Raw genomic sequence first — 24205 nt, 5'->3', positions numbered from 1 at the left:
GCGGGGAAGACGTCATTTTCATTTGAGGTCGTAGGCCCGCACCCAGATGACCGCGTCCTGGCTCAATTCCTTGCCCTCATGCTCGGTGGCGGGGCCGGAGCCAAGCGCCGCAAAGCCCCAGAAGCCGGCCTTCGGAATGCCGAAGGTGAACTCGCCATCGGCATCGGTCACCGCGACAAGTGCGCCACCCGGCATCGGCGAGGCGGTCGGCTCACCCGGCCTGTCGGCATCGACATCGGGCTCGGCCGCCATGTACTCGATCTCGACCTCCGCACCCGGCACCGGCTTTCCCTCGGAAAGAAGCACGCCGGAGAAGGTCGAACCCGCCACGATGTTGGTCGGCTTGTTCAAGGGCACGATCTCGGTCGGCAGGCCGACGGGTTCGTTCCAGCCGGTCGGAATGCCGCCCTTGTTGACGAAGGATTTCGTCAGCTGCTGGATGTAGATGTCTTCGCTCTGCTCGTAATAGGGCGCAGGCACCAGGGCGAAGATGTAATCGCCGTTGCGCTTCACCGGCACCGTCGCCTCGTAGGCCTTCGCCTCGTTCTCGGCGCCATGGAAGGTGATCGGCTCAAGCGTCGACGTCAGATCCTGCCTCTCGCCCTTGAACACCACGAAAAACTCTTCCGGCTCGCCCATATCCATCGCGTGGCCGTTTTCCATCGGGTGCCAGAAGATCATCTTGAGCGGCAGATCGGCGGGCTTTTCCAGGTTCACCTCAGGCGTATAGACGAGCTGGAAATGCGCCAGCGCCGGGCTCGCCGCGAAAGCCGCAGACGCGGCAAGAGCAAGTAAGATCGTCTTCATCATCGTTCTCCGCTTCTCTTCGCTATTCGACGATCTCGTCGCCCGGGACTTCGATCTGGTGGCCTTCGCCCCCGTCGAAGAGGACGGAATAGGTGCCGTCCGGCTTGTCGAACTCGAATTCCGAGTTCTCGTCCATCTTGCCTTCGCTGACGGTTTCCCCGTCCGCATTCTTGACCTTGATCGGCACGTTGGAGGCCGACGAGCCATCGGAGAAACCACCCTCGCAGAGGACGGTCCCGTCACCATTGTCGTAGCAGGAGAAGAGCGGCGTATGCGCCAGAGCCGGCGTGACACTGAAACCGATCGCCGCAGCGATAAGGGCTCCGATTTTCATCTCGTGGCGAACCTTCACGATTACGTCCTTTCCGAAAGGGCTTTGTAACGGTGGCGGCTGGTTGAGATTGCGCATGCGCAGGTCAGCTCGGCCGCCCGACCTCATCCTGACTCTCATTCTCATATTATGATCTGAGAGCTCCTCCAATGCGACGGAGGGCTGATGCGCGCTTTCGCCACGCATTTGCAGAAGCGTTCAAAACTGAAGCTGAGGCCGCCCGCTCAAGCGGTTTCGCGAGCCGCCTCGGCGGAGGTCTCGGAAATCGGAAAGAAGCAGGCTGCCGCCTGTGTCGGCGAGGGCTGGTCGACATCGAGCGTCGGCAGCTCTTCCCGGCACTTCGCCTGCGCATGGGGGCAGCGCGGGGCGAAGGCACAGCCCGGCGGCGGGTTCAGAGGATCGGGCAGTTCGGCAAGCTCCACCTCGCGGCGGATGCGCCTTTGCCCCGGCACCGGCGCCGCGTCGAAGAGGAGCTTCGTATAGGGATGGCGCGGGCGCCGGAAGAGCTCGCGGGTTTCGGCGATCTCCACGATGCGGCCGAAATACATGACCGCCACCCGGTCCGACACATTGCCCACGACGGAGAGGTCGTGGCTGATGAAGACATAGGTGAGGCCGAGCCGCCCCTTCAGATCCTCCAGAAGATTGAGGACCTGCGCCTGCACCGAGACATCGAGAGCGGAGACCGGCTCGTCGAGAACGATGATCTCCGCTTCCGCCGCAAGCGCGCGGGCGATGCCGATCCTCTGTGCCTGGCCGCCTGAGAATTCGTGCGGATAGCGGTCGAGGAACTCGGACGAGAGTTTGACGGCCTCCATAAGCTCGTCCATGCGCGCCCGGCGCGTCTCCTTCTTCATGCCGAGAAGATGGATCATCGGCGCCTCCAGAATGGCGCGGATCGTCTTGCGCGGATTGAGGGCGGCCACCGGATCCTGGAAGAGATACTGGATCTTGCGCGCCGTCTCCAAAGAGCCGGTGAGCGGCGTTCCTTTGAGCGTGATCTCGCCTTCCGACGGCCGGTCGAGGCCGACGAGCATGCGCGCGAGCGTCGACTTCCCGCAGCCAGATTCCCCGACGATACCGAGCGTCTCGCCCTCCTTTACGGCGAGATCGACGCCCTGCACCGCATGCACACGCGGACGCGCGGCGCCGAACAAGGTGCGGCCGCCGCCGAAGAAGCGTTTGACGCCTCTCATTTCCAAAAGCGCGCTCATTGCCCCGCCTCCGCATGGGTGTCCGCATGGGTGTCCGCAGGGGCGTCTGCAGGGGCATCCGCATCGTCGACGAGCGGATAGAGGCAGCGCGCCATCCGCCCCGGCGCCACCTCGCCGAGCGGAATGTCGCCCGCCCGGCAATCGGGCTTCGCCCGCGGGCAGCGGGGCGCGAAGGCGCAGCCGTCGGGCAGCCGGTTGAGCGGCGGCGGCAGGCCCTCGATCGCATCGAGCCGCCGGTCGGGATCGTCGAGAAGCGGCACGCAATCGATGAGTTTGCGGGTATAGGGATGCGCCGGCGCGTCGAGCACCTCCTCGGTCCGTCCCATCTCCACGATGCGCCCGGCATACATCACCGCCACCCTTTCGCAGATTTCCGAGACGACGCCGAAATCATGGGTGATGAAGAGCACGGCCGTATGCTTCTCGTGGCGCAGATCGTCGAGCAGCTTCAGAACCTGCGCCTGCACGGTGACGTCGAGCGCCGTCGTCGGCTCGTCGGCAATCAGGACCTCCGGCTCGTTGACGAGGGCGATCGCGATCGCCACGCGCTGGCGCATGCCGCCGGAGAGTTCGTGCGGATAGCTTTTCGCCCGCTCTTTCGGGTTCGGGATCTGCACGGCGCCGAGAAGATCGACCGCCTTCGCCCAGGCCTCGGCCCGGCTCACCGGCTGATGGGCACGCACCGCCTCGGCGATCTGGTCGCCGACGGTGAACAGCGGATGCAGGCTTGAGAGCGGGTCCTGAAAGATCATCGAGATCTCGCCGCCGCGCAGGCGTCGGAGCTCGCCGTCGCGCATTTCGAGCACGTCGCGTCCCTCGCGCATCACGCGCCCGCCGACGATGGCGCCCGGCGGCGAGGGAACGAGGCTCGCGATCGACAGCGCCGTCACCGATTTGCCCGAGCCGGATTCACCCACGAGGCCCAGGCACTCTTCTTTGCCGAGCCTCAGATCGACCCCGCCGACGGCACGAAAGACGTCACGCCCGATCGAAAACTCGGTTTGAAGCCCGACAACATCGAGCGCGCCTTCCTGCTCCGCCGGCATCTCCGGCACCTTGCGCCGCTTCACCTGCGTGCGCGCCGAGGGATGGGCGAGCGCGCCGGAGCGCAGGCGCGGATCGAGCACATCGCGGATGCCGTCGCCCAGAAGATTGATGCTCATCACGATGATGAAGATCATCACGCCCGGAATGATCGACACGTAAGGCGCGGTGAAAAGAAGCTTCCGCCCCTCGCCCAGCATGGAGCCGAGATCGGCCTGCGGCGGCTGCGCCCCGAGCCCCAGAAAGGAGAGCCCCGCGGTCTCCAGGATCATCCAGCCGACGGTGGTCGAGAGCGCGATGACGATCGTCGGCAGCACGTTCGGAAAAATCTCCGTCGCGACCACCCGGATCGGCCCCTTGCCGGAGAGCTTCGCCGCCTCGACGAAATCGCGCCGGGCAAGCCCCAAAGTGATGCCGCGAATGTTGCGGGCGAAGAAGGGGATGTTGACGATGGCAATCGCGTAAAGCGCGTTCAACAGCGCCGGCCCCAGAACCGCGACGATCGCCAGCGCCAGCAGGATGTACGGAAACGCCATCAGCATATCGATGCCGCGCATCATCAGATGGTCGGTGCGCCCGCCTGCATAGCCGGCCACGAGCCCGATGAGAGACCCGAAGAAAGCGGCGATCAGCGAGGCCGAGATGCCGACGGCCAGCGAGATCCGCGTCCCCCAGACGAGGCGGGAGAGAATATCGCGGCCGAGATGGTCGGTGCCGAGAAGATGCCCCGCCGCGAGCGGCCGCTGCAGCCGCTCCGCCGGCGCCGTCGCATCGGGCGGGGCAAGCGGCAGGAGCGGAGCCGCCAGCGCCACCAGAACGACGAGGCTGAGAAGCACGAGGCCCAGAGCCGCCAGCCGATTGTTGGCGAGGAGCCGCCAGGAGGCGGGCCTGGACGAACGCGCGGCGGCTGCCGGCGCGGCCTCTTCGCCGGTCTCTTCCGCCACGCTCATGGCTTCAGCCTCGGATCGAACATCGCCTGCACGACATCGGCGGCGAGGTTGAAGAGCACGTAGCTTGCCGCCACCACGAACACTCCGCCCTGAACGAGGAGCACGTCGCGCGTCGAGATCGCCTTCACCAGCATGTCCCCGATCCCCGGCCACTGGAACACCGTCTCGATATAGACGGCGCCGCCCAGCACGAAGCCCGCCTGGATGCCGATCACCGGGATGACGGAGACGAGCGCCGCCTTGAAGGCGTGACGATAGATCACCCGCCGCTCCGACAAGCCCTTGGCGCGGGCGGTGCGGATATAATCCTGGCGCAGAACCTCCAGCATCGAGGCGCGCGTCATGCGCGCGATGACGCCCGTCGCCACGACCGCGAGCGTCGTCGCCGGCAGGATCAGATGTTTGGCGAGATCGAGCGGTCCGCCGCCACCATAGATCGCCTCCATACCGCTCGCTGGTAGCCAGCGGAGATCGACGGCGAAGACGAGAATGAGAAGAAGCCCGAGCCAGAAGGAGGGAATGGAAATGCCGATCAGCACCAGAAAGGTGATGATGCGATCGGCCCAGCCGAACTGGCGCACGGCGGAGACGATGCCGGCGAGAAGCCCGAAAATCGAGCACAGAACGAGCGAGGTGCCGGCGAGGATGAGCGTGGCACGAAAGCGCTCCAGCACCTCGTCGATCACCGGCCGGTTGAGCGAATAGGAGCGCCCGAAATCGCCCTGCAGCACATTGCCGATCCAAACGAGATACTGCTCCGGCAGCGAACGATCGAGGCCGAGCTGACGGTTCAAGCGCTCGACATTCTCAGGCGTCGCATAGGAGCCGAGGATCGCGGTTGCCGGATCGCCCGGGATTGCCGCGATGATCAAAAAGACGATGATCGACAGGCCGAAGAGGACGGGAATGGCGGCCAGAAGCCGCCGGCCGATATAGGCAATCATCGCCGCCCTCCCCCATTGCCCGAGCGCTCTTCTCGCCTTTGAGCGCAGGGCCGCTCTCGGCGGCTATCGGATAGGGTGAGGACATGGTGCATCGGCGCGGCCCAACGGCACGGCGTCCTTCCTCTCCCTTGCAGGGAGAGGTCGGCAGACCGAGCGAAGCGAGGGCTGGCGGGTGAGGGCGCGGCGTTTCGACGAGATTGAGAGAGGTTGGGACGCTCCGAGCCCGCCCCCTCACCGCCCGCTGCGCGGGCACCTCTCCCCGACGGGGAGAGGAACGGCGCAAGAAGTACGTCCGACGCAACGCACGACCCCATCCAGCCGGCCCTCGGCCGATCCGGCGATGTCGACGCCGAGCCGCGAGCTCCCACGCGCCTCACTGCTTCGTCACGCCCTTCAGATGCAACAGGAAGGAGGGCTGCAGCGAAAAGCCTCCGACCCTTTCCGTCGTCACGGCGTTCTGCTTCCAATTGGCGATGAAGATCCACGGCGCGTCGTCGTGGATGATCACCTGCGCTTCCTTGTAGAGCTTTGCGCGTTCATCCTGATCGGTGGCACGGCGCGCCTTCTCCAGAAGCTCGTCGACCTTCTCGTTGGAATAATAGCCGGAATTGAAGCCGCCCTCGTCCGGCAGCGCATCGGAGCGCAAAGTCAGATAAGGCAGCGTATCGGGATCGTTGGTCATCCAGGCCATCTCGGCCATGTCGGCCTTGCCTTCCAATCCCGGATTCACCTGCGCCAGGAACGTGTTCCACTCATAGCTCTCGATCTTGGCATTGAGCCCCACCTTGGCGAGATCGGCCTGGATGGCGGTGCCCATCGGCACGGGATCGAGCATGCCGGAGCCGCCCTCCGTCACGTAGAAGGTGAGCTCCGCGTTCTCCACGCCGGCCTCCTTCAGGAGCGCCTTCGCCTTTTCCGGATTGTAGGGATAGGGCTTCACGTCGTCATTGTGCGCCCAGGCGAAAGCCGGCGGCACCGGGCCGGCCGCGACCTCGGCTGTGCCCTGCAGCACGTCGTCGACCAGAGAGCGCTTGTTGATGGCGTAATTCACCGCCTGGCGGACGCGCTTGTCGGCGAACGGACCGTCCTTGGTGTTCAAGATGACGTACCAGAGATGCGGCCCCGCCTGCTCGTAGACCTTGAAGGTCGGATCGTCGGCAAACGTCTTGAGATTGTCCGGCGGCACTTCCACCATCACGTCGATGCCCCCCGACAGCATCTCGGCGATGCGCGTATTGGCGTCCGTGATCGGGCGGAAGACGACGGCCTCGAGCGAGGGGGCCCCGTCCCAGTAATCGTCGTTGCGCGTGACAACGACGCGGGTGTTGGAATCCCAGGTCTCGAACTTGAACGGACCCGTCCCGACCGGATGGCGACCGACATCCTTGCCGTATTCCTTCACCGCCTCGGGCGAGACGATGAGCCCCGTCGGATAGGCGAGATTGGAGAGGAAGGGCGCGTAGGGTTCCTTCAGCTTGAAGATCACCGTCATGTCATCGGGCGTCGTGATCTCGTCGACGGAGGAGAAGAAGAAGGCGAGCGGGAACGGTCCCGTGTCGTGATAGGGATGGTCCTCGTCGAGCATCCTCTCGAAATTGAATTTCACCGCCTCGGCGTTGAACGGCGTGCCGTCGTGAAAGGTGACGCCTTGGCGCAGATGGAAGGTGTAGGTGAGCCCGTCCTCGCTCACGTCCCAGGATTTCGCGAGTGCCGGTTCCGGCTCCAGCGTGCCGTCCTTGGTGCGCACCAGCCCGTCATAGAGATTGACGAGAATACGAAAATCGTTCGACGCGGTGACCGCATGCGGATCGAGCGATTTCGGCTCGGCGATCTGCCCGACGATGAGAACATTCGGGGGCGTCTGCGCCTCGGCGCTCGGCACGAAACCGGCGGCAAGAGCAAGCGCGCAAAGCCCGAACAGGGCGGTTCGCCAGAGACCTCTCATCAGCATTTTCCTCCATCGCTGTTCGCCCATTCCATCACGAGCGATAGCGAGAAAGCAAACCCGCCGGCGTGCAGATTTCGCGACGAAACTCCGGGCATCCCGAATTGCCGAAACATTGCAAGCGCTTCACCACCTAATGTGGGTTTCAGTGGTCGGCGGGCTCTGGCCGAAGTTGCGACGATCTTGCCGCGCCCCCTTGTCGTTGCCGCCCTCGCGCCGCAGATGTCGTGCACATCAGCACATCACTCGTCTGTGAGGATGCCCTCTTGCCGTCAAGCTCGACCGATATCGACGCCTCCAATCCGTCCGTAGACGGCAAGGACACCAATCCGGCTGCCTCCCCCGCCGCAGATGCCGGGAAGGAAGGCAGGCCGCGCGACGACGCGGGCGGCAGCGAACCCATCCTGCAGCCCGGGCACAATTGCTGGCGCATCGACAAGGCGCGGCGGGCAAGCCTTCTCATCGACGGAGCCACCTACTTCCGCCGCCTCGACGAAGCGCTCCGCAAGGCAAAGCACTCGATCCTCATCATCGGCTGGGATTTCGACGCGAGCGCGCAATTGCGCCCTGACAAGGAAGGCTCCGAAACGCTAGGCACGCTGCTGCGCTCGCTGGTGGAGGAAAAGGAGACGCTTCAGGTCCAGATCCTGATCTGGAACCTGTCGCCGGTGCACACGCCGAGCGCCGCCCTGCCGCTCATCGTCGGCGCCGATTGGGAGGAGCATCCGCGCATCGCGCTGCATCTCGACAACCATCACCCGGCCTATGGCGTGCAGCACCGCAAGATCGTCGTCATCGACGGCGTGCTCGCTTTCGTCGGCGGCATCGATCTCACCATCAACCGCTGGGATACGAGCCGCCACAAGCCGGAGGAGCCGGCGAGGCAGACGGTGAACGGCAATTCGTACGATCCGATCCACGATATGATGATGATGGTCGACGGACCCGTCTCCCGCTCGATCGCCGAGCTCGCCCGCGGTCATTGGGAGGCGGCAACGGAGGAGAAGGCGGCCATTCCGTCGGCGGAAAACCTGCCGGGAGACGGCAGATCAGGTGCCATCGAAGATCTCTGGCCGGAGGATCTTGAGCCGGATTTCAGCGATATCGACATCGGCATCGCCCGCACCGTGCCCGCCATCGAGAAAGACCGCGAGGTGCGCGAGATCGAGAGCCTCACCTTCGATGCTCTCAGATCCGCGCGCGACACGATCTATATCGAGAACCAGTATCTCTCCGACGACAAGGTCGGCGATATTCTGGAAGAGCGGCTTGCCGAAGAGGACGGGCCGGAGGTCATCGCGGTCATCACGCGCGCCAATCAGGGCATGATCGAAGGCTGGTTCATGGGCGGCAATCTGAACCGCATGATCCGCCGCATGCGCCAGTGCGACCGCCATGGCCGCTTCGGCATCTATCATCCGGTGGCCTCCGTCGATCCGCACCTGGAAATCATGGTGCATGCCAAGGTTCTCATCATCGACGACCGGCTGCTGCGGGTGGGCTCCTCCAACCTCAACCGGCGCTCCACCGGCCTCGACAAGGAATGCGATCTCGCCATCGAAGCCCATGACGAGGATTGCCGGAAAGTCATCCGCAAATTGCGCGACCGGCTGCTTGCCGAGCATCTCGATTGCACACCGGACACGCTCGCCCAGGTGAGTGCGGAAGAAGGCACGCTGGTGAAGGTGATCGACCGCCTCAACACCGGCGACAAGCGCCTCATTGATTTTCCCGAGGTGACGACGCATGGCGCCAAGAAGCTGATGCCCGGCACCCGCCTGTTCGATCCGCGCGGCCCGATCGCTCTCTTCGGGCGCATCCGGCGCAAGGGCAGTCCGCATCGGCGCCGCAAAAGCGACTAGGCCCGGAGCTCGCCCGGAACCACAGCGCCCGGCCCCGCTTATGCCCAGGTGCAGACACGAGAGCCTTCCGAAACGACAGCAAAGCCGGGACGAGAGACGCGCCTGCGCGTCATGACCTGGAACATCCATGGCGGCGCTCCTTGGCTCGGGCGGCGCAACCTTGAGCGCGTCAAGGAAATCGTCGCAGCCCACGATCCGGATATCGTCGCGCTGCAGGAGGTCGATTCACGCCGCAGTGCCGCTGAGGCGATCTCCGCCTTCGACGACCTCGCATCAGGGCTCGGCGACGGGCTCGGCAATGGTCTCGGCGCCCATGCGGCCCATGCGAAGACGATCGTCGCGCCCAACGGCGAATTCGGCCACATGCTGATCAGCCGCTTTCCCTTCGCCGACAGCCGCGCCCACGACATCTCCATCGAAGGCCGCGAGAGGCGCATCGTCATCGACACGCTCATCGACACGCCCGGCGGCCCGCTGCATGTCGTCGCCGCGCATTTCGGCCTCGGCTTTGCCGAAAGGCGCCATCAGGCGCGCCTCGCCGCCGAGCTCACGCGGCCGGAAGCTGCTGCCTCCATCATGCTCGGCGATTTCAACGAATGGCAGTGGCGCGGTGCCGTGCGGCACGTTCTTCTCACGGCGCTGCCGGAGCGCACGCCGGAGCGCACCTTTCCGGCACATCTGCCGCTCCTGGCGCTCGACCGGATCTATGGCCGCCCCGCCGGCCTCATCGTGAAGAGCTTCGTCGATCCCGCCGGACGACGCGCCTCCGATCACCTACCTTTGATCGCCGATCTCGACCTGGCGGCCGCCGCGCACGCCTGACCTCGTTTGCGCTGCGACGCCAGAAAAACCGGCCGCACGCGGCCACCTTACCGGCCTGCGCACGCCCGGATCGGGGCCTCGAAAACGGCACGCTGTGCCATTGCGTCACGTCGGCAACCCCCTTGCCGAGGGCCATTTGATTCCCAACCGGCATTGCGGCCGGAAGGCGGGAGGAAAATATGGCTGATCAGGTTCTCGACGCGAAGGGGCTCAATTGCCCGCTGCCGCTCTTGCGCGCCAGGAAGGTCCTGGAAGAACTGCCCAATGGCGGCACGCTCGAAGTCGTCGCGACAGATCCAGGCACCGTCAGAAACTTCCAGGATTTCTGTCAGACGAGCGGCCACGAACTGATGGAATCGCGCACGGAGGGCGACGTCTTCACCTTCGTCATCAAACGCTGCAACTGATTTGAACTGACTTGAACGGCCTGCGGGGAGGCCAGACAGCGTTCACGCCTCTTCTTTCACCGCAGGCGGGCCCCCAACGAGTGCCTTGAGCTCGCCGAGCGTTGCAATGACATGCTCGGGCGAAAGCGCCAGGCATTCTGAGGCCTCGCCATAGCCGTAGCGGGCGAAACAGGCGGCAATGCCGGCAGCTTTCGCAAAGGCGAGGTCGGCCCGCGTATCGCCGACCATCAGATAATCGCCCAGCGGCCGCGCGCCGAAAAGCGGCGCGACCCGATCATGAAAGACCGCCGGATCGGGCTTCATCGGCGCGCCCGGCTCCGCCGCGATGATGGCGCTCACTTCGATTTCAAAGCGCGCCAGCGTCGCCTCGACGGCCCTCGCGCCCTTGTTGGACAAGACCACAACCGCCATGCCCGCCTCTTCCAAGGCGGCAAGCGTCTCCTGGGCCCCCTTAAAAAGCCGCGTATGTTCGGCGTCGATCGCGGGATACTTGTCGCGATAGGTTTCAACGCACCGTGAGATCTCGTCCGGCGCCAATTGCGGCACCAGAACCGCCACGGCCTGATCGAGCGACAGGCCCGCCGCGATCACCTCCTCGACCTTCTTCTCTTGCGGCATCGCAAAGCCGGACTCGGAGAGCGTCCGGCGCATGCAGGCAACGACCGATCGCCTTGTGTCGGCAAGCGTGCTGTCGAAATCGATGAGGATGACGCGGTAGGACATCGGCCGAAACTAGGACGATTCTCTTGCCAATTCACGCTGTCGTCACGCGCCCATCCGCCCCAAACCTTGCCGGGCGCGCCCTTTGGCGAACGAACCTTGGCGGCATCGCCCGACGGCTCGTTTATGCAGTATCGTCGTTGCGAAGCGCCCCGAAAGCCCGCCAAACGGGAGCAACTATGCAGTTTTTATCATCATTATAGCTTTCTCTAAGCAACCCACGCCGCAGTTAGAAATTACCTTCTTTGCGGACTAAGAAACTTCGCACCAGGCAAGGTTTCTCGGGAGAGAACAGAGGCTCATTCAGCGAGGGGATCGGATGCTGGACGCTGTCATCGATTTCACCAACAACATTTTATGGAGTTACGTTCTCATCTACGGCCTGTTGGCCGTCGGTGTGTTTTTCACGCTCAGGCTCGGTTTCATTCAGTTTCGTCATTTTCCGGAATTTCTGCGCGTCGTGCGCAGCTCGCGCTCCAGCGACAAAGCCGGCATTTCGCCTTTGCAGGCGCTCACCGTGTCGCTCGCCTCGCGCGTCGGCACCGGCAATCTCGCCGGCGTTGCGGTGGCTTTGACCCTCGGCGGGCCGGGCGCCATTTTCTGGATGTGGATGGTGGCCCTCGTCGGCATGGCGACGGCCTATGCGGAATCGACGCTCGCCCAGCTCTACAAGGTGCGCAACGAAGACGGCGATTATCGCGGCGGGCCCGCCTTCTACATCGCCCGCGGCCTGCGCGCGCCCTGGCTCGGCGGGCTTTTCTCCGTCTTCCTGATCCTCTCCTTCGGCCTCGTCTTCAACGCCGTGCAGGCGAATTCGATCGCCGATGCGGTGGAGGCAGCCTTCGGCATTCCGAAACTGTGGATCGGACTTGGCCTCGCCATTTTGTCCGGCATCGTCATCTTCGGCGGCATCCGTCAGATCGCGCGGGTGGCCGAGATCATCGTGCCGTTCATGGCGATCGCCTATCTCATCGTCGCCTTCTATGTGCTCATCGTCCACTATGCCGAATTGCCGGGGGTCTTCGCGCTCATCGTCAAAAGCGCCTTCGGTCTCGAGGAAGTGGCGGGCGGCGTCACCGGCGGCCTTGCCGCGGCCTTGCTCAACGGCGTCAAACGCGGCCTCTTCTCCAACGAGGCGGGCATGGGCTCGGCGCCGAACATCGCCGCCGTCGCCACGCCCGATCCGCACCACCCCTCCAGCCAGGGCATGGTGCAGGCGCTCGGCGTCTTCATCGACACGCTTCTCATCTGTTCGGCGACCGCGTTGATGATCCTCTTGTCCGGCGTCTACACGCCCGGCCAGGAGGTGACGGGAACGGAGCTGACGCAGAACGCACTCTCCGCCCATATCGGCGATTGGGGCGTCTATTTCGTCGCCGTGGCGATCTTCTTCTTCGCCTTCACCTCCATCCTCGGCAATTACTCCTATGCCGAGAACGCCATGACCTTCCTCGGTTTCGGCGGCAAGGGAGGGCTCACCGTCCTGCGCGTCGCCGCGCTCTTGATGGTGATCTGGGGATCGCTGCAATCGGTGCGCACCGTCTTCCACACGGCCGATGCCTCCATGGGATTGATGGCCACCATCAACCTCATCGCCATCGTCGCCTTGTCGGGCACGGTCACCAAGCTCACGCACGATTACTTCAAGCAGAAGAAAGCGGGCAAAGAGCCGACCTTCGACAACGACTTCTATCCCGAGCTCGCCGGCAAGATCGACGGCACGATCTGGACGAAGCATGGCGATCTCGGCAAACCCGACCCAGAGCCGGGTGACGAAGAGACCGCTTCCGGCCGCGCCTGACCCGCGATCATGAAGAAGCGGCTTTAATCAACGGAGGTGTCGGACCGGTGCCGGCACCTTCTTCCGCCCGGCTTCTTTCCGCCCGGGGATGTCTTTTTTCTGCGGGCGGAATTGCCTATCTCGCCTGCCTCATGGCCTTGCGTGATCATCCTGCCGAGACCTGCTGGCTGTGCGGGCGCCCGCTCGGACGGCGTGTCGAATGGCATCATCCGACGCCGAAAAGCCGCGGCGGGAGGGAGACGGTGCCGATCCATCCGATCTGCCACCGCACGCTGCATGCGGTCTTCTCGAATGCGGATCTTGCCCGCATGGAGGCGGAGGGAACGCCCCTCTCCGCCCATCCGAAGATTGAAAAATTTCTCGCCTGGATCGCCAACAAGCCGCCGGATTTTCACGCCCCGACGCATCGTCGGCGCTGATTGCGACAGACAGGCCGGCCCGCCACGCAGCCGCGCGGGCTTCCGCAAAACCTCAGACGAAAACCTCGCGGTCGATGCGGCCCTTGGAGCCGAAGACCTTCAGATAGCGCTCGATCTCCTCTTCCGGCCCGCTCGCCTTTCGCGGATTGTCGGAGAGCTTGACGACCGGATGGCCATTGGCGCTGCTCACCTTGCAGACGAGCGAGATCGGATCGAGCGCCCCGCAGGGCTCCGGCGCACAGCCGCGGAAATCGTTGGTGAGGTTTGTGCCCCAGCCGAAGGACATGCGCGCCCTGCCGGAAAAATGCCGGTAGGTCTCCTCGATCGTATCGACGTCCATGCCGTCGGAGAAGATCAGAAGCTTTTCTGAGGGATCGCGCCCTTTCGAGCGCCACCAGGCGATGATCTCCTCGCCGGCGGGAATGGGCGGGGCGGAATCGGGGCGAAAGCCGGTCCAGTCGGCGACCCAATCGGGCGCATTCTTCAAGAAGGCCGTCGTGCCATAGGCATCCGGCAGGACGATCAGGAGATTGCCGCCATAGAGCGTCTCCCATTCGCGCAGCACCCGGTAAGGCGCGCCGTGAAGCGCCGCGTCGTCGGGCGACAGCGCCGCCTCCACCATCGGCAGCTCGTGCGCATTGGTGCCGATCGCCTCCAGATCGGCATCCATCGCCAGAAGCACGTTCGACGAGCCGATGAAGGCGTCGCCCAGCCCCTCCTTCAACGCCTCCACGCACCAGCGCTGCCACAGAAAGGAATGCCGGCGCCTGGTGCCGAAATCCGACAGCCGCAAATTCGGCAGCTGGCGCAACCGCTCCACCTTGTCCCAGAGCTTCGACTTGGCGCGGGCGTAAAGCACATCGAGCGCAAAGCGTCCCATCGGGCGCATGGCGGAGCGCGATCTGAGCTCGTTGACGATGGCGAGCGCCGGGATCTCCCACATCGTCGTGTGCGTCCAGGGGCCGTGGAAATCGAGCTCGAACTGCCCGTCCACCCGCTTCAGCTCGTATTCCGGCAGGCGAAATTTGGCGAGCCAGGCGAGGAATTCGGGCTCGAAGATCTGCGAGCGGCCATAAAACGAATTGCCGGCGAGCCAGATCATCTCCTTCTTGGTGAAGGTGAGAGAGCGGGCATAATCGAGTTGATCGCGCAGCTCCGCCTCGTCGATCTCCTCGGCAAGCTTCACGCGACTGGTGCGATTGATCAGCGAGAAGGTCACCTTGGTGTCGCGGTGCAGACGCCAGATCATCTGCAACATCAGGAGCTTATAGAAATCCGTGTCGAGCAGGGAGCGGACGATCGGATCGAGCTTCCAGGTGTGATCGTAAACGCGGCTCGCGAGATCGGTCGTCGCCATTCAAGGATTTTCCGTCTTCTTCGACGCCAGGGGGGAGAAGGGTCGTCGCCCCGAGGCAAGCGCCTGGGGGCGGCACAGTCAAGCATTCCTGGTGTGTGGAGAAAACGGCGAAAGCCAAAAAGCCGCGGCGGTGCCGGGGGATGAAACCCGCCGGGAGGGTTTTGCGCACGGCGAACCGGCGCCAGCGGACGACATGACCTCAGAAAACGATCGGACTAACGATCCTTTTCGGGCGGCGCGTTCCCGTCGTCGTCCACATATTCCGGCCCGTAATCTTCCTTGTGCTGCAGGTTTTCCGGCGCCGGCTCCTCGGCCTCCGGGGCAGGCTCGTCGCCATCCGAGGCCGTCTCATCGGTTTCCGGCGTGCCCTCGCCGTTGTCCGATTTGGCCTCGCCGCCTTCCTCCTCGTCGCTCTCCGACGCCGCTTCGGTGTACCATTCATAGGCCGCCTCGACGGCGACGGTCGACGAGTTCGGCAGCACGCTGACATAGGCGGAATCATCGCCGGCCGGGGCCGGACGCTGCGACATGCGCCAGCCGGTATGGATGGCGATGATCGCAAAGAACACGGCGAGGATGACCCAGAAGAATTGCGGGCCGGCGAGATCCATCGCCTGGCCGGTCATCAGCGGGCCTGCGACCGCGCCGACCCCATAGATGAACACCATGCCGCTCGCGGCCGCCGGCATGTCCTCGTGTTCGAGGTGATCGTTCGTATACGCGATCAGGAGCGAGTAGAGCGGGCTCGCCATCCCGCCCATGACGAGACCGGCGGCCAGAAGCGCGATCAGGTTTCCCGACAGCGTGAAGGCGACGCCACAGGTCACCGCGCCGACCGCCGAAAGCGTCAGGATCAAGACGCGCCGGTCCATGAAATCGGACATCCGCCCGACCGGAAACTGAAACAGGAACGAGCCGGTGAAGAGGGCGGCGACGAGCGCCGAGATCTCGCGCACATCGAGCCCGATCTTGGCGCCGTAGACCGGCGACATGCCCATCTGCGCCGCCAGCACGCCCCCGAGCACCAGCGTCCCGACCGCCGCCGTCGGCGAGCGATCGTAGAGCTGGCGCAGCGACATCGCCTTGGTCGATTGCACGGCCGGGATCGGCACGGCCGACAACAGCACCGGCGTGAAGGCGAGCGAGACGAGGATCGACGCCCAGACGAACAGGGAGAAACCGGCCGCATCGCCGAAATTCAAAAGCCCCTGCGCCGCCACCATGCCGAGCATCTGCGCCACCATATAGGACGACAGGAGCATGCCGCGCGTCTCGTTGGTGGCGCGGTCGTTGAGCCAGCTTTCCGACGTCACATAGATCCCCGACAGGCAGAAGCCGAGCATCAGGCGCAGGATCGTCCAGGACCACGGATCGGTCAGAAGCGGAAAGGCGATGAGCCCCGCCGACATCAAGGAGCCGAGGGCTGCGAAGACGCGCACATGGCCGACTTTGCGGATCATCTCCGGCGTCCAGCGCGAGCCGACCAGAAAGCCCAGGAAATAGCCCGACGTGACGAGCGAAAGTTCGAACGTCGAAAACCCCTCGATATCGCCGCGCACACCCATCAGCGTCGACTGCATGCCGTTGCCGACCATGATCAGGAAGACACCGAAGAGAAGCGCCCAGACGCTTGAGACGAGCTGAAACATGTTTCCCCCGATGCCTGCCTGCATTTCGCCAGGCGATGTCGCCGCGACCATCTTCACCGCGATCACTTTCACTGTGATCACTTTCGCCGTGATCACCGTCACCGCAATCACCGTCGCCACGCTCACGTTCAGCGCGATCACGTTGACCACGATCACCGCCCCCCGCCTTCACCCCGCCCGAGGTCTCCGCCCGGCTTTTCAGCCGGACCTTCGCCCCAAGTCGTCGCTCAGCGGCTCGCTCGCACGCCGCGCAGGCGTGTCCACCAGGAACCTAGATTTCGCGGATTTTTGCGATGTCCAGCAAAGCGACGATGACACCGGCCCCAACCGGCCTGCCCTGACGGATCAAGACAGGCTCAACCGGACCGAAACATCACCCGCACGAACATCGCCGCCCCCATGCCCGAGACACCCTCTGCAAGCTTGCCGGAAAGCGACACGCAGATGCCTCGGGGGCGGCACGGGGAGAGATGGGAATCGGTCGGCCGTACTGATCCCACCAGAAGAGGCTCAGCCCCCACAACCCCGGACTATTTTCTTACATCTTGAATCGCTCCCATCAAGGGAGCATATTAAATTGACGCCTTGAGATGCTGCGGTATAAATCTCATGCATGAGGATCATTGCTCGGCCCAAGCTGATCGCATTCGGAGAGCGCTTTCCCGATGCGAAGGCGCAACTCGATGTGTGGTGGGCAGAGGCCAAGCGGGCGGAATGGGCATCACCGGCGGACATCAAGGCTCACTACCGCAATGCGAGTATTCTCAAAGGTGGGCGCGTGGTCTTCAACATCTGCGGCAACAAATATCGGCTGATCGTGAAGTTCGACTACCAAAAGAGGATCGGGTTCGTCCGTTTTCTGGGAACCCATAAAGAGTACGACCAGATCGATGCGGAGGAGGTGTGACGATGAGTGAATCTCATATCCGGCCCATTCATTCAGACCAGGACTATGCCGCAGCCCTCGCCCGCATCGAAGAGCTCATGGAGATGGGCCGCTCTTCGGCAGAAGATGATGAGCTGGACGTGCTCGCGACGCTGGTCGAAGTCTATGAGGATCGGCATTTCCCCATGGATACGCCCGATCCCGTCGAGGCCATCAGGTTTCGCATGCAGCAGCTCGACATGAACCAGAGCGATCTTGCGCCGATCATCGGAAGCCGCGCCAAAGCCTCCGAGGTTCTCAGCGGCAAGCGGGATCTCACGCTGAAGATGATCCGTGCCCTGCACAAACATCTTGGCATTCCCGCCGATATCCTGATCGGCGATGGAGGCTTGCCGAAGGCTCCCTCCGGGATCGACCTCGACCGCTTTCCCCTCGCGGAAATGGCGAGGCGCGGCTGGATCAAGAAGACAGAAAACCTGAAAGACCATGCGGAAGAGATCGTGCAAAGCCTGATCGCCTGTGCGGGCGGCCCGGAAGCTTTGCCGAAAGCGCTCTTCCGCCAGGGTCATGGCACGCGTGCGAACGCCAAAACGGACATCAATGCCTTACAGGCCTGGTGTCTCCACGTTCTGTGCAGAGCTCGCGACGTCGATCTCGAGGGTCGCTACGAGACAGGGATGATCGACCTTGAGTTCCTTCGAGACCTGGCGCGTTTGAGCACGTTCGACGAAGGTCCGAGACTTGCAAGGCAGAAGCTGGCGCAGCACGGCATTGCCTTGGTCGTCGCCGCCCATATGCCGAGAACCTATCTCGACGGAGCGGCACTCTGGACTGTCGAAAACGTGCCGGTGGTGGGCATGACGATCCGATACGACCGCCTCGACAATTTCTGGTTCTGCCTCCTGCACGAACTCGCCCATCTTGCCCGTCACTTTCCAGAGGGCACGGACGAGGTGTTCATCGACGACCTGCAACTTCGAGAACGCAACCATGAGCGCGATGACGTGCGCGAGCGCGAAGCGGACGAATGGGCCCAAGACGCGCTGATCCCATCTGACCTCTGGGAAAAACATCCCGCGCGTTCCAGTCCGAATGTGCGGAACATCCTTTCTCTCGCACACGAAGCCGGCGTCCATCCGGCGATCGTCGCAGGGCGCGTCCGTCACGAGAGAAACAACTACCGCCTCCTGTCGCAGTTCGTCGGCGCAAAGGAAGTCGGGCGGTTTCTGATGGAGAATGGCGGCTAAACTTCTAACCGAAGCGCCCTGCATGGCTGCAACGTATTGCAAGCCATCAAGAGGTGGGTGCCCCTCACCCCCTCCACCGCCGCATCACCCCCTTCTCCACCTCCAAAACCGCAAACAGCACAACCCCGACGCCGAGGATCATCGCGCCTTCACCCACCGAAAGCGCGCGGCTTGCAAAAATGAACTGCGCCGGCGGTGCGTAGGTGAAGAGAAGCTGGGCCACGACCTGGATCGCGACACCGATGAGGACGGCGCGCGTGCCCATCAGGCCGCGCCAGGTGAGCGAGGGGCCGCCGATATAGCGGATGGAAAAGAGATAGGCGATTTCCATCACCACCATGGTGTTGACGACGATGGTGCGCGCCGTCTCCACGCTCTCGCCGCGCCACAGCGCCCAATTGAACATGCCGAAAAGCCCGATGACGAAGAGGCCGGAAACGAAGACGATCCGCCACAACAGGAAGGGCGAGACGAGCGGCTCGTCGGGGCGTCGCGGCGGCCGTCCCATCGTGCCGGGCTCCGTCGGCTCGAAAGCGAGCGTCAGCCCGAGCGTCACGGCCGTCACCATGTTGATCCAGATGATCTGGGCGGGCGTCACCGGCAGCGTCAGGCCAAACAGCATGGCGCCCATGATCGCCGCCGCCTCGCCGCCATTCGTCGGCAGCGTCCAGGCGACGACCTTCTTGAGATTGTCGTAGACGGTGCGCCCCTCGCGCACGGCGGCGACGATCGAGACGAAATTATCATCCGCGAGCACCATGTCGGCCGCCTCCTTGGCGGCCTCGGTGCCCTTTTTCCCCATGGCCACGCCGACATCGGCCCGCTTCAGGGCCGGCGCGTCGTTGACCCCGTCGCCGGTCATGGCGACGACCGCGCCTTGCGCCTGCAGCGCCTCCACGATGCGCAGCTTGTGGGCGGGGCTGGCGCGCGCGAACACGTCGGTCGCGGCGACGCGGGCGGGAAAGTCCGCCTCGCCGATCTTATCAAGCTCGGGTCCGGTCAAAACCGCGACATCGCCGCTCAGACCCAGCCTGCGGCCGATCGCGCCGGCAGTCGCGGCATGGTCGCCGGTGATCATCTTGACGGCGATGCCGGCGCGCTTGCAATCGGCGACGGCATCGCGCGCCTCCTCGCGCGGCGGGTCGATCAGCCCGACGAGGCCGATGAGCGACAGCCCCTCTTCCACATCGGCCGGTGACAGCGCCTCCACGCTCTCGCCAACCACCTTCGCCGCGAAAGCGAGAACCCGGCGTCCATCCGCCGCCAGCATCTCCACATGGCTTTGCCATTTCGCCCGGTCGAGCGGCACCTCGCCGTCCGCGTCGACCTGACGGTCGCACATTCGAAGTACGCATTCGGGCGCGCCCTTCACATAGACGATGCGGGCATCGTCTTCCTGGTGCAGCGTCGCCATGAACTGGGTGGTGGAATCGAAGGGCAGCTCGTCGCGCCGCTCAAAAGCGCCGCGCGTCGTCTCCCAGTGCCAGCCGGCGCGCGCGGCAAAGGTGACGAGCGCGCCCTCCATCGGATCGCCCTCGACGACCCAGCCGTCCTCCGTCTGGCGCAGGCTCGCATCGTTGCAGAGAAGGGCGGCGCGGGCGAGAAGTCCGAGCGCGAAATGCGCCTCTTTGTCGACCGGCTCGCCGTTTCTGATGGGCTCACCCTCCGGGGCATATCCCGACCCCACGATCTCGATTTCGCCATCGGCCAGGATCGCGGAGGAGACGATCATCTCGTTGCGCGTCAGGGTGCCGGTCTTGTCGGAGCAGATGACGGAAACGGAACCCAGCGTCTCGATCGCCGGCAGGCGGCGAATGATGGCGTTGCGACGCGCCATGCGTTCCACACCGATGGCGAGCGTGATGGTCATCACCGCCGGCAGGCCTTCCGGGATCGCGGCAACGGCAAGCCCGATCACCGCCATAAAGGCCTCTTCCCAGGGATAGCCGGTGAGGAAAACGCCCCACAGGAAGACGAGCGCCGCAGCGCCCAGAATGACGAAGGTGAGCTGGCGGGCGAAGACGTCCATCTGGCGCAGAAGCGGCGTCGTCAGCTGTTCCACCGAGGACAGAAGCCGCGTGATATGGCCGAGCTCCGTCGCCTCGCCGGTCGCGACCACCACGCCCGCCCCCTGGCCGTTGACGACGAGCGTGCCGAAAAAAGCCATCGAGATGCGGTCGCCGATCGGCGCATCCGCCGCCACCTCGCCCAGCGCCTTGTCGGCGGGCACGGATTCGCCGGTAAACGCCGCCTCCTCGATCCGGAGCCCGCGGGCGCGGAAGAGCCGGAGATCGGCCGGCACACGGTCGCCCGCCTCCAGAAGCACGACATCGCCGGGCACCAGCTCTTCGACCGGCACGGTGAGGCGCCGCCCGTCGCGGAGGACGGAGGCATGCGGGCTCACCATGCCGCGGATCGCCTCGAGCGCCTTTTCCGCCCGCCCCTCCTGGATGAAGCCGACGACGGCGTTGATGACGACGACGGCGAGGATCAAGGACATGTCGATCCATTCCGCCAGACACGCGGTCACGACCGCCGCGGCCAGAAGAACGAAGATCAGAAGATTGTTGAACTGGGCGAGGAAACGAAGAAGCGGTCCGCGCGGCTTGGCGACGGGCAGGCGGTTTTCCCCGAAGCGGGCAAGCCGGTCGTCCGCCTCCGCCGTGCTCAGCCCGTCGCGGCTTGCGCCAAATGTGTCGAACACCGTCTCGAGCGGCGCGGCATGAACGGCGACATCGGCGCGCGCCTCCGCGGCGCGGCCGCGGCTCAGGGCCGTCTCGTCGCGTCCCTCTCCTCGGATGTCCCGCACCATCCGATCCTCCCGCCCTCGGGCTTCGGGCGCTTGCGTTTCGCGAGGCCTTTCGCCGGCGCGAGAGTCCGCAATCCCGCGCACGCAACGCCTCATCCTTGAAGTGGCGTCGGCCGCCTCGCCGGTCAAAGCCCGGCCGGCGATATGTCGCGCTCGTCCGGAATCCCAGAGTTCGGCCCCCGCGGCCGCAAGCTGTAAGCTTCACCAGCAAACAGTTACAACTTTTGCGAAACCGCCAAAGGACTGTTCAGGAATAGAAGCTAGTTTCCGTGACGGAACGGAAGGTTCGGCACACCCATGCTTTCAGAAGTTTCTCCGCGGGGACGTATGCAAATCCTACGCTGGACGACGCTCGGCACGCTTTTCTGCGTCGTCTTTGCCGTTTCCTTCAATTTCCTGCTATTTCGCGATCTCGGCGATCCGGCGCTTTCGCGCGCGTTGTTCGGCTCCGCCGTGGTGGCGTGCCTCCTCGCCGCCCCGTCTTTCTTCTATCTGTCGCTGAAGCTCCGGCAGCTCGCAAAGACCAACCATCGCCTCAACACGATCGCCTCAATCGACGGGCTCACCGGCTGTCTCACGCGGCGCGCCTTCTCCACCCTCGTCGACGACTGGCTGCACGGCGCCGGCGATCCTGGCAACGCGAAAGGCGACACGAACGATAAGCGGCCCGGCACCCTTCTCGTCATCGACGCCGACCGCTTCAAAAGCATCAACGATCGCTTCGGCCATCAATGCGGAGATGAAGCCTTGTGCGTCATCGCGGCGGCGATCCGCGCCAGCATGCGCATCGACGATCTTGTCGGCCGGCTCGGCGGTGAAGAATTCGGCGTCTTTCTGCCCGGCACAGTCGATGCCGGCGAAATCGCCGAACGCATCCGCCGCAAGGTGGAAACCGCTTCCTTTTCCCCACAGGAATGCCCGCACCAGCTCACCGTCAGCATCGGCGGTGCCAGCGTCTCGGGCGGCGGCACCTTCAACCACATCTACCGTCTTGCCGATGAACGCCTCTACGAGGCCAAGCGCGGCGGGCGCAATCGCATCGCCGTCGGCCCCGCCACGCCCACGGTCCCGCCGCTCAGGCTCGTCAGCCCAAATCTCGCTTCGGCGACCTGATCCCCGTCAGAACGGCAAGAGCCAGGGAACGAGGGTCACTGTGGCAATGAGCGAGATCGCCGCAAAGGGCACGCCGACGCGCACGAAATCCATGAAGGTGTAATCGCCAGGCCCGATGACGAGCGTGTTCACCGGCGACGAGACCGGCGTCATGAAGGCGGAGGACGCGGCGAGTGCCACCGTCATGGCGAAGGGATAGGGCGAGGCGTGGAGCTCGGCCGCGACGGCGACGGCGACCGGCGCCATCAGAACCGCCGTCGCGGTGTTGGAAATGAACAGCGAAAACGCCGCCGTGACGATGAAGATGCCGACGAGAACGGCGCGCGGACCGGCGTCGCCGACGACCGACAACAGCGCATCGGCGGCGAGATCGACGCCGCCCGTCTTCTGCAAGGCGAGCGAAAAGGGCAGCATGCCGACGATGAGAACGAGGCTCTGCCAATGGATCGACCGGTAGGCGCTCGTCATGTCGACGCAGCCGAAAAGCCCCATGACCAGGCAGGCGATCAACGCCGCCTGCACGTTCGGCACCACGCCTGAGACCATCAGCCCGACGAGAAGCGCAAGGGCGCCGAGCGCATAGGGCGCGCGACCCGGCGCCGGCAGAGCATCGTCGAGTTCGGCCGGCAGATTGAGAACGATGGTGTCGCTTCCCTCCGCCTGCAAAGCTCGGATCGCCCGCCACGGCCCGAAGACGAGAAGCGTATCGCCGAGCTTCAAGGGCTCGTCGAGGATCGAGGTCGTCACCGCCTTGCGCCCGCGCTTCAGGCCGACGACGGCGAGATCGGTCTCGGAGCGGAAGCGCGCCTCCACGACGGTGCGGCCGATCAGGCTCGATTCCACCGGCACCATCATCTCCGCCATGCCGATTTCCTGCGAGCGGTCGGTGAAATAGGCGCCGGAGAGGGGCAGGCGGGAGAGGCCGAAACGCTGGCAGACATCGTCGATGTCGATCGTCGGCACGAAGACATCGAGAAAGAGGATGTCACCTTCGTGCAGCTCTGTCTGCGCCAACGGGCGGATGAGATGGCGGGCAAAGCCGCGGCCGCGCTCGATCGCGATGACATTGACGCCCGACGTGGAGCGCAGGTCGAGATCTTTCAGACGGTGGCCGATGAGGGACGAACCCGCCTCGATGCGCAACCGCCCCTCGCGCTCGGCGAGCCCATATTCCTCGACCCAGTCGGAGAGATGTGGACGCACGACCCCGCCCGCCTTCTTCGGCTTGCCGGGCAGGAGACGGCGGGCAAAGAGCATGTAGACGATGGCGAGAACGAGAAGCGGCACGCCGAAGGGCGTGATGGCGAAAAAGCCGAAACCTTCGAACCCCTGCCGCAAAAGCTCGGAATGGACGATGAGGTTCGGCGGCGTCGCCACGAGGGTCATCATGCCGCTGATGAGACCGGCGACGCTCAAGGGCATCATCAGACGTCCGGGCGCGAGATCGGCGGAGCGGGCGACGCGCAGGACCACGGGGATGAAGAGCGCCACCACGCCGGTTGAGCTCATCACCGAACCGACCAGGCCCACCGTCACCATCAACAAGACGATGAGGCGGGCCTCATTGCCGCCGGCGCGTGCCACGATGCGCTCGCCGAGCCTTTGGGCGATGCCGGTGCGCACCAGACCCTCGCCGATGATGAAGAGCGCCGCGATCAACACGACATTGGGGTTGGACAGCCCCGACAGCGCCTCGGAAACGGTGAGCACTCCGGTGAAGGGCAGCGCCACCATCATGATCACGGCCACCGCATCCATGCGCGGGCGGTTGGCGACGAACATCACGATCGCAGCGCCCAGAAGCGCCAGGACGAGGGCAAGGTCGATCGTCATTTCAGGTCAGAAGGGCTGATACGGCAAAAGGACGGGGGTGCATTC

19 protein-coding genes are annotated in these 24205 nt (G+C 64.4%); 8 read left to right on the top strand and 11 right to left on the bottom strand.

Annotation, left to right across the window (positions count from 1 at the left end):
- Positions 1 to 18: 18 nt before the first annotated feature.
- The 6 genes from BLP76_RS00660 to BLP76_RS00635 form a co-directional block, all read right to left on the bottom strand.
- Positions 19 to 810: a DUF4198 domain-containing protein gene (locus tag BLP76_RS00660; protein ID WP_244514333.1), complete on the bottom strand. Its 792-nt coding sequence runs from the start codon at positions 808 to 810 to the stop codon at positions 19 to 21.
- 19 nt (positions 811 to 829) lie between these two features.
- Positions 830 to 1141, bottom strand: coding sequence for a hypothetical protein (locus BLP76_RS00655; RefSeq protein ID WP_092809995.1), 312 nt, complete (start codon positions 1139 to 1141; stop codon positions 830 to 832).
- A gap of 221 nt (positions 1142 to 1362) precedes the next feature.
- Positions 1363 to 2352, bottom strand: a complete 990-nt coding sequence (locus BLP76_RS00650) for an ABC transporter ATP-binding protein (protein WP_092808974.1) — start codon at positions 2350 to 2352, stop codon at positions 1363 to 1365.
- A complete protein-coding gene (locus BLP76_RS00645; protein ID WP_092808973.1) occupies positions 2349 to 4346 on the bottom strand; it encodes a dipeptide/oligopeptide/nickel ABC transporter permease/ATP-binding protein in 1998 nt (665 codons plus the stop codon). The genes BLP76_RS00650 and BLP76_RS00645 overlap by 4 nt, the downstream gene beginning before the upstream one ends.
- Positions 4343 to 5290, bottom strand: coding sequence for an ABC transporter permease (locus BLP76_RS00640; protein ID WP_092808972.1), 948 nt, complete (start codon positions 5288 to 5290; stop codon positions 4343 to 4345). Before BLP76_RS00640 ends, BLP76_RS00645 begins: the two co-directional genes overlap by 4 nt.
- Before the next feature lie 373 nt (positions 5291 to 5663).
- Positions 5664 to 7235: an ABC transporter substrate-binding protein gene (locus BLP76_RS00635; RefSeq protein ID WP_092808971.1), complete on the bottom strand. Its 1572-nt coding sequence runs from the start codon at positions 7233 to 7235 to the stop codon at positions 5664 to 5666.
- A 266-nt stretch (positions 7236 to 7501) separates the two neighbouring features.
- On the opposite strand from BLP76_RS00635, the gene BLP76_RS00630 reads away from it, so the two are divergent.
- From BLP76_RS00630 to BLP76_RS00620, 3 genes are all read left to right on the top strand, one after another.
- On the top strand, positions 7502 to 9097 hold the full coding sequence (locus BLP76_RS00630; RefSeq protein WP_170130375.1) for a phospholipase D-like domain-containing protein: 1596 nt from the start codon (positions 7502 to 7504) through the stop codon (positions 9095 to 9097).
- 111 nt (positions 9098 to 9208) lie between these two features.
- Positions 9209 to 9919, top strand: a complete 711-nt coding sequence (locus BLP76_RS00625) for an endonuclease/exonuclease/phosphatase family protein (RefSeq protein ID WP_092808969.1) — start codon at positions 9209 to 9211, stop codon at positions 9917 to 9919.
- A gap of 179 nt (positions 9920 to 10098) precedes the next feature.
- Entirely contained in the window at positions 10099 to 10326 is a 228-nt protein-coding gene (locus BLP76_RS00620; RefSeq protein WP_092808968.1) for a sulfurtransferase TusA family protein, read from the top strand.
- A gap of 42 nt (positions 10327 to 10368) precedes the next feature.
- Here BLP76_RS00620 and BLP76_RS00615 read toward each other — a convergent pair whose 3' ends face one another.
- Positions 10369 to 11049, bottom strand: coding sequence for an HAD family hydrolase (locus BLP76_RS00615; protein WP_092808967.1), 681 nt, complete (start codon positions 11047 to 11049; stop codon positions 10369 to 10371).
- A gap of 319 nt (positions 11050 to 11368) precedes the next feature.
- Between BLP76_RS00615 and BLP76_RS00610 the strand changes: the two genes are divergently transcribed.
- Together BLP76_RS00610 and BLP76_RS00605 are read left to right on the top strand one after the other, a co-directional pair.
- Positions 11369 to 12847 carry an alanine/glycine:cation symporter family protein gene (locus BLP76_RS00610; protein ID WP_092809994.1) on the top strand — a complete coding sequence of 493 codons (1479 nt, stop codon included), beginning with the start codon at positions 11369 to 11371 and terminating at the stop codon, positions 12845 to 12847.
- 47 nt (positions 12848 to 12894) lie between these two features.
- Positions 12895 to 13266, top strand: a complete 372-nt coding sequence (locus tag BLP76_RS00605) for an HNH endonuclease (RefSeq protein WP_244514331.1) — start codon at positions 12895 to 12897, stop codon at positions 13264 to 13266.
- A 52-nt stretch (positions 13267 to 13318) separates the two neighbouring features.
- On the opposite strand, the gene pncB is transcribed toward BLP76_RS00605, so the two are convergent.
- Both pncB and BLP76_RS00595 read right to left on the bottom strand, forming a co-directional pair.
- Positions 13319 to 14623: a nicotinate phosphoribosyltransferase gene (gene pncB / locus BLP76_RS00600; RefSeq protein ID WP_092808965.1), complete on the bottom strand. Its 1305-nt coding sequence runs from the start codon at positions 14621 to 14623 to the stop codon at positions 13319 to 13321.
- Positions 14624 to 14838: 215 nt separating this feature from the next.
- Positions 14839 to 16428, bottom strand: a complete 1590-nt coding sequence (locus BLP76_RS00595) for an MFS transporter (RefSeq protein ID WP_244514329.1) — start codon at positions 16426 to 16428, stop codon at positions 14839 to 14841.
- Between the two features lie 457 nt (positions 16429 to 16885).
- Here BLP76_RS00595 and BLP76_RS00590 point away from each other — a divergent pair, with 457 nt between their 5' ends.
- Both BLP76_RS00590 and BLP76_RS18985 read left to right on the top strand, forming a co-directional pair.
- A complete protein-coding gene (locus tag BLP76_RS00590; RefSeq protein ID WP_092808964.1) occupies positions 16886 to 17179 on the top strand; it encodes a type II toxin-antitoxin system HigB family toxin in 294 nt (97 codons plus the stop codon).
- Positions 17180 to 17181: 2 nt separating this feature from the next.
- A complete protein-coding gene (locus BLP76_RS18985) occupies positions 17182 to 18405 on the top strand; it encodes a hypothetical protein (RefSeq protein WP_092808963.1) in 1224 nt (407 codons plus the stop codon).
- A 64-nt stretch (positions 18406 to 18469) separates the two neighbouring features.
- Here BLP76_RS18985 and BLP76_RS00580 read toward each other — a convergent pair whose 3' ends face one another.
- Positions 18470 to 21217, bottom strand: a complete 2748-nt coding sequence (locus BLP76_RS00580; RefSeq protein WP_092808962.1) for a cation-transporting P-type ATPase — start codon at positions 21215 to 21217, stop codon at positions 18470 to 18472.
- A 324-nt stretch (positions 21218 to 21541) separates the two neighbouring features.
- On the opposite strand from BLP76_RS00580, the gene BLP76_RS00575 reads away from it, so the two are divergent.
- Complete coding sequence (locus BLP76_RS00575; RefSeq protein ID WP_170130376.1) at positions 21542 to 22327, top strand: GGDEF domain-containing protein; 786 nt, start codon at positions 21542 to 21544, stop codon at positions 22325 to 22327.
- A 6-nt stretch (positions 22328 to 22333) separates the two neighbouring features.
- Here BLP76_RS00575 and BLP76_RS00570 read toward each other — a convergent pair whose 3' ends face one another.
- Complete coding sequence (locus BLP76_RS00570) at positions 22334 to 24160, bottom strand: SLC13 family permease (protein ID WP_092808960.1); 1827 nt, start codon at positions 24158 to 24160, stop codon at positions 22334 to 22336.
- Positions 24161 to 24205 lie beyond the last annotated feature (45 nt).

Origin of the sequence: Afifella marina DSM 2698, from assembly GCF_900102695.1 — a bacterium.
Taxonomy (GTDB): domain Bacteria; phylum Pseudomonadota; class Alphaproteobacteria; order Rhizobiales; family Afifellaceae; genus Afifella; species Afifella marina.
This window is presented reverse-complemented; position numbering and strand designations above follow the sequence as displayed.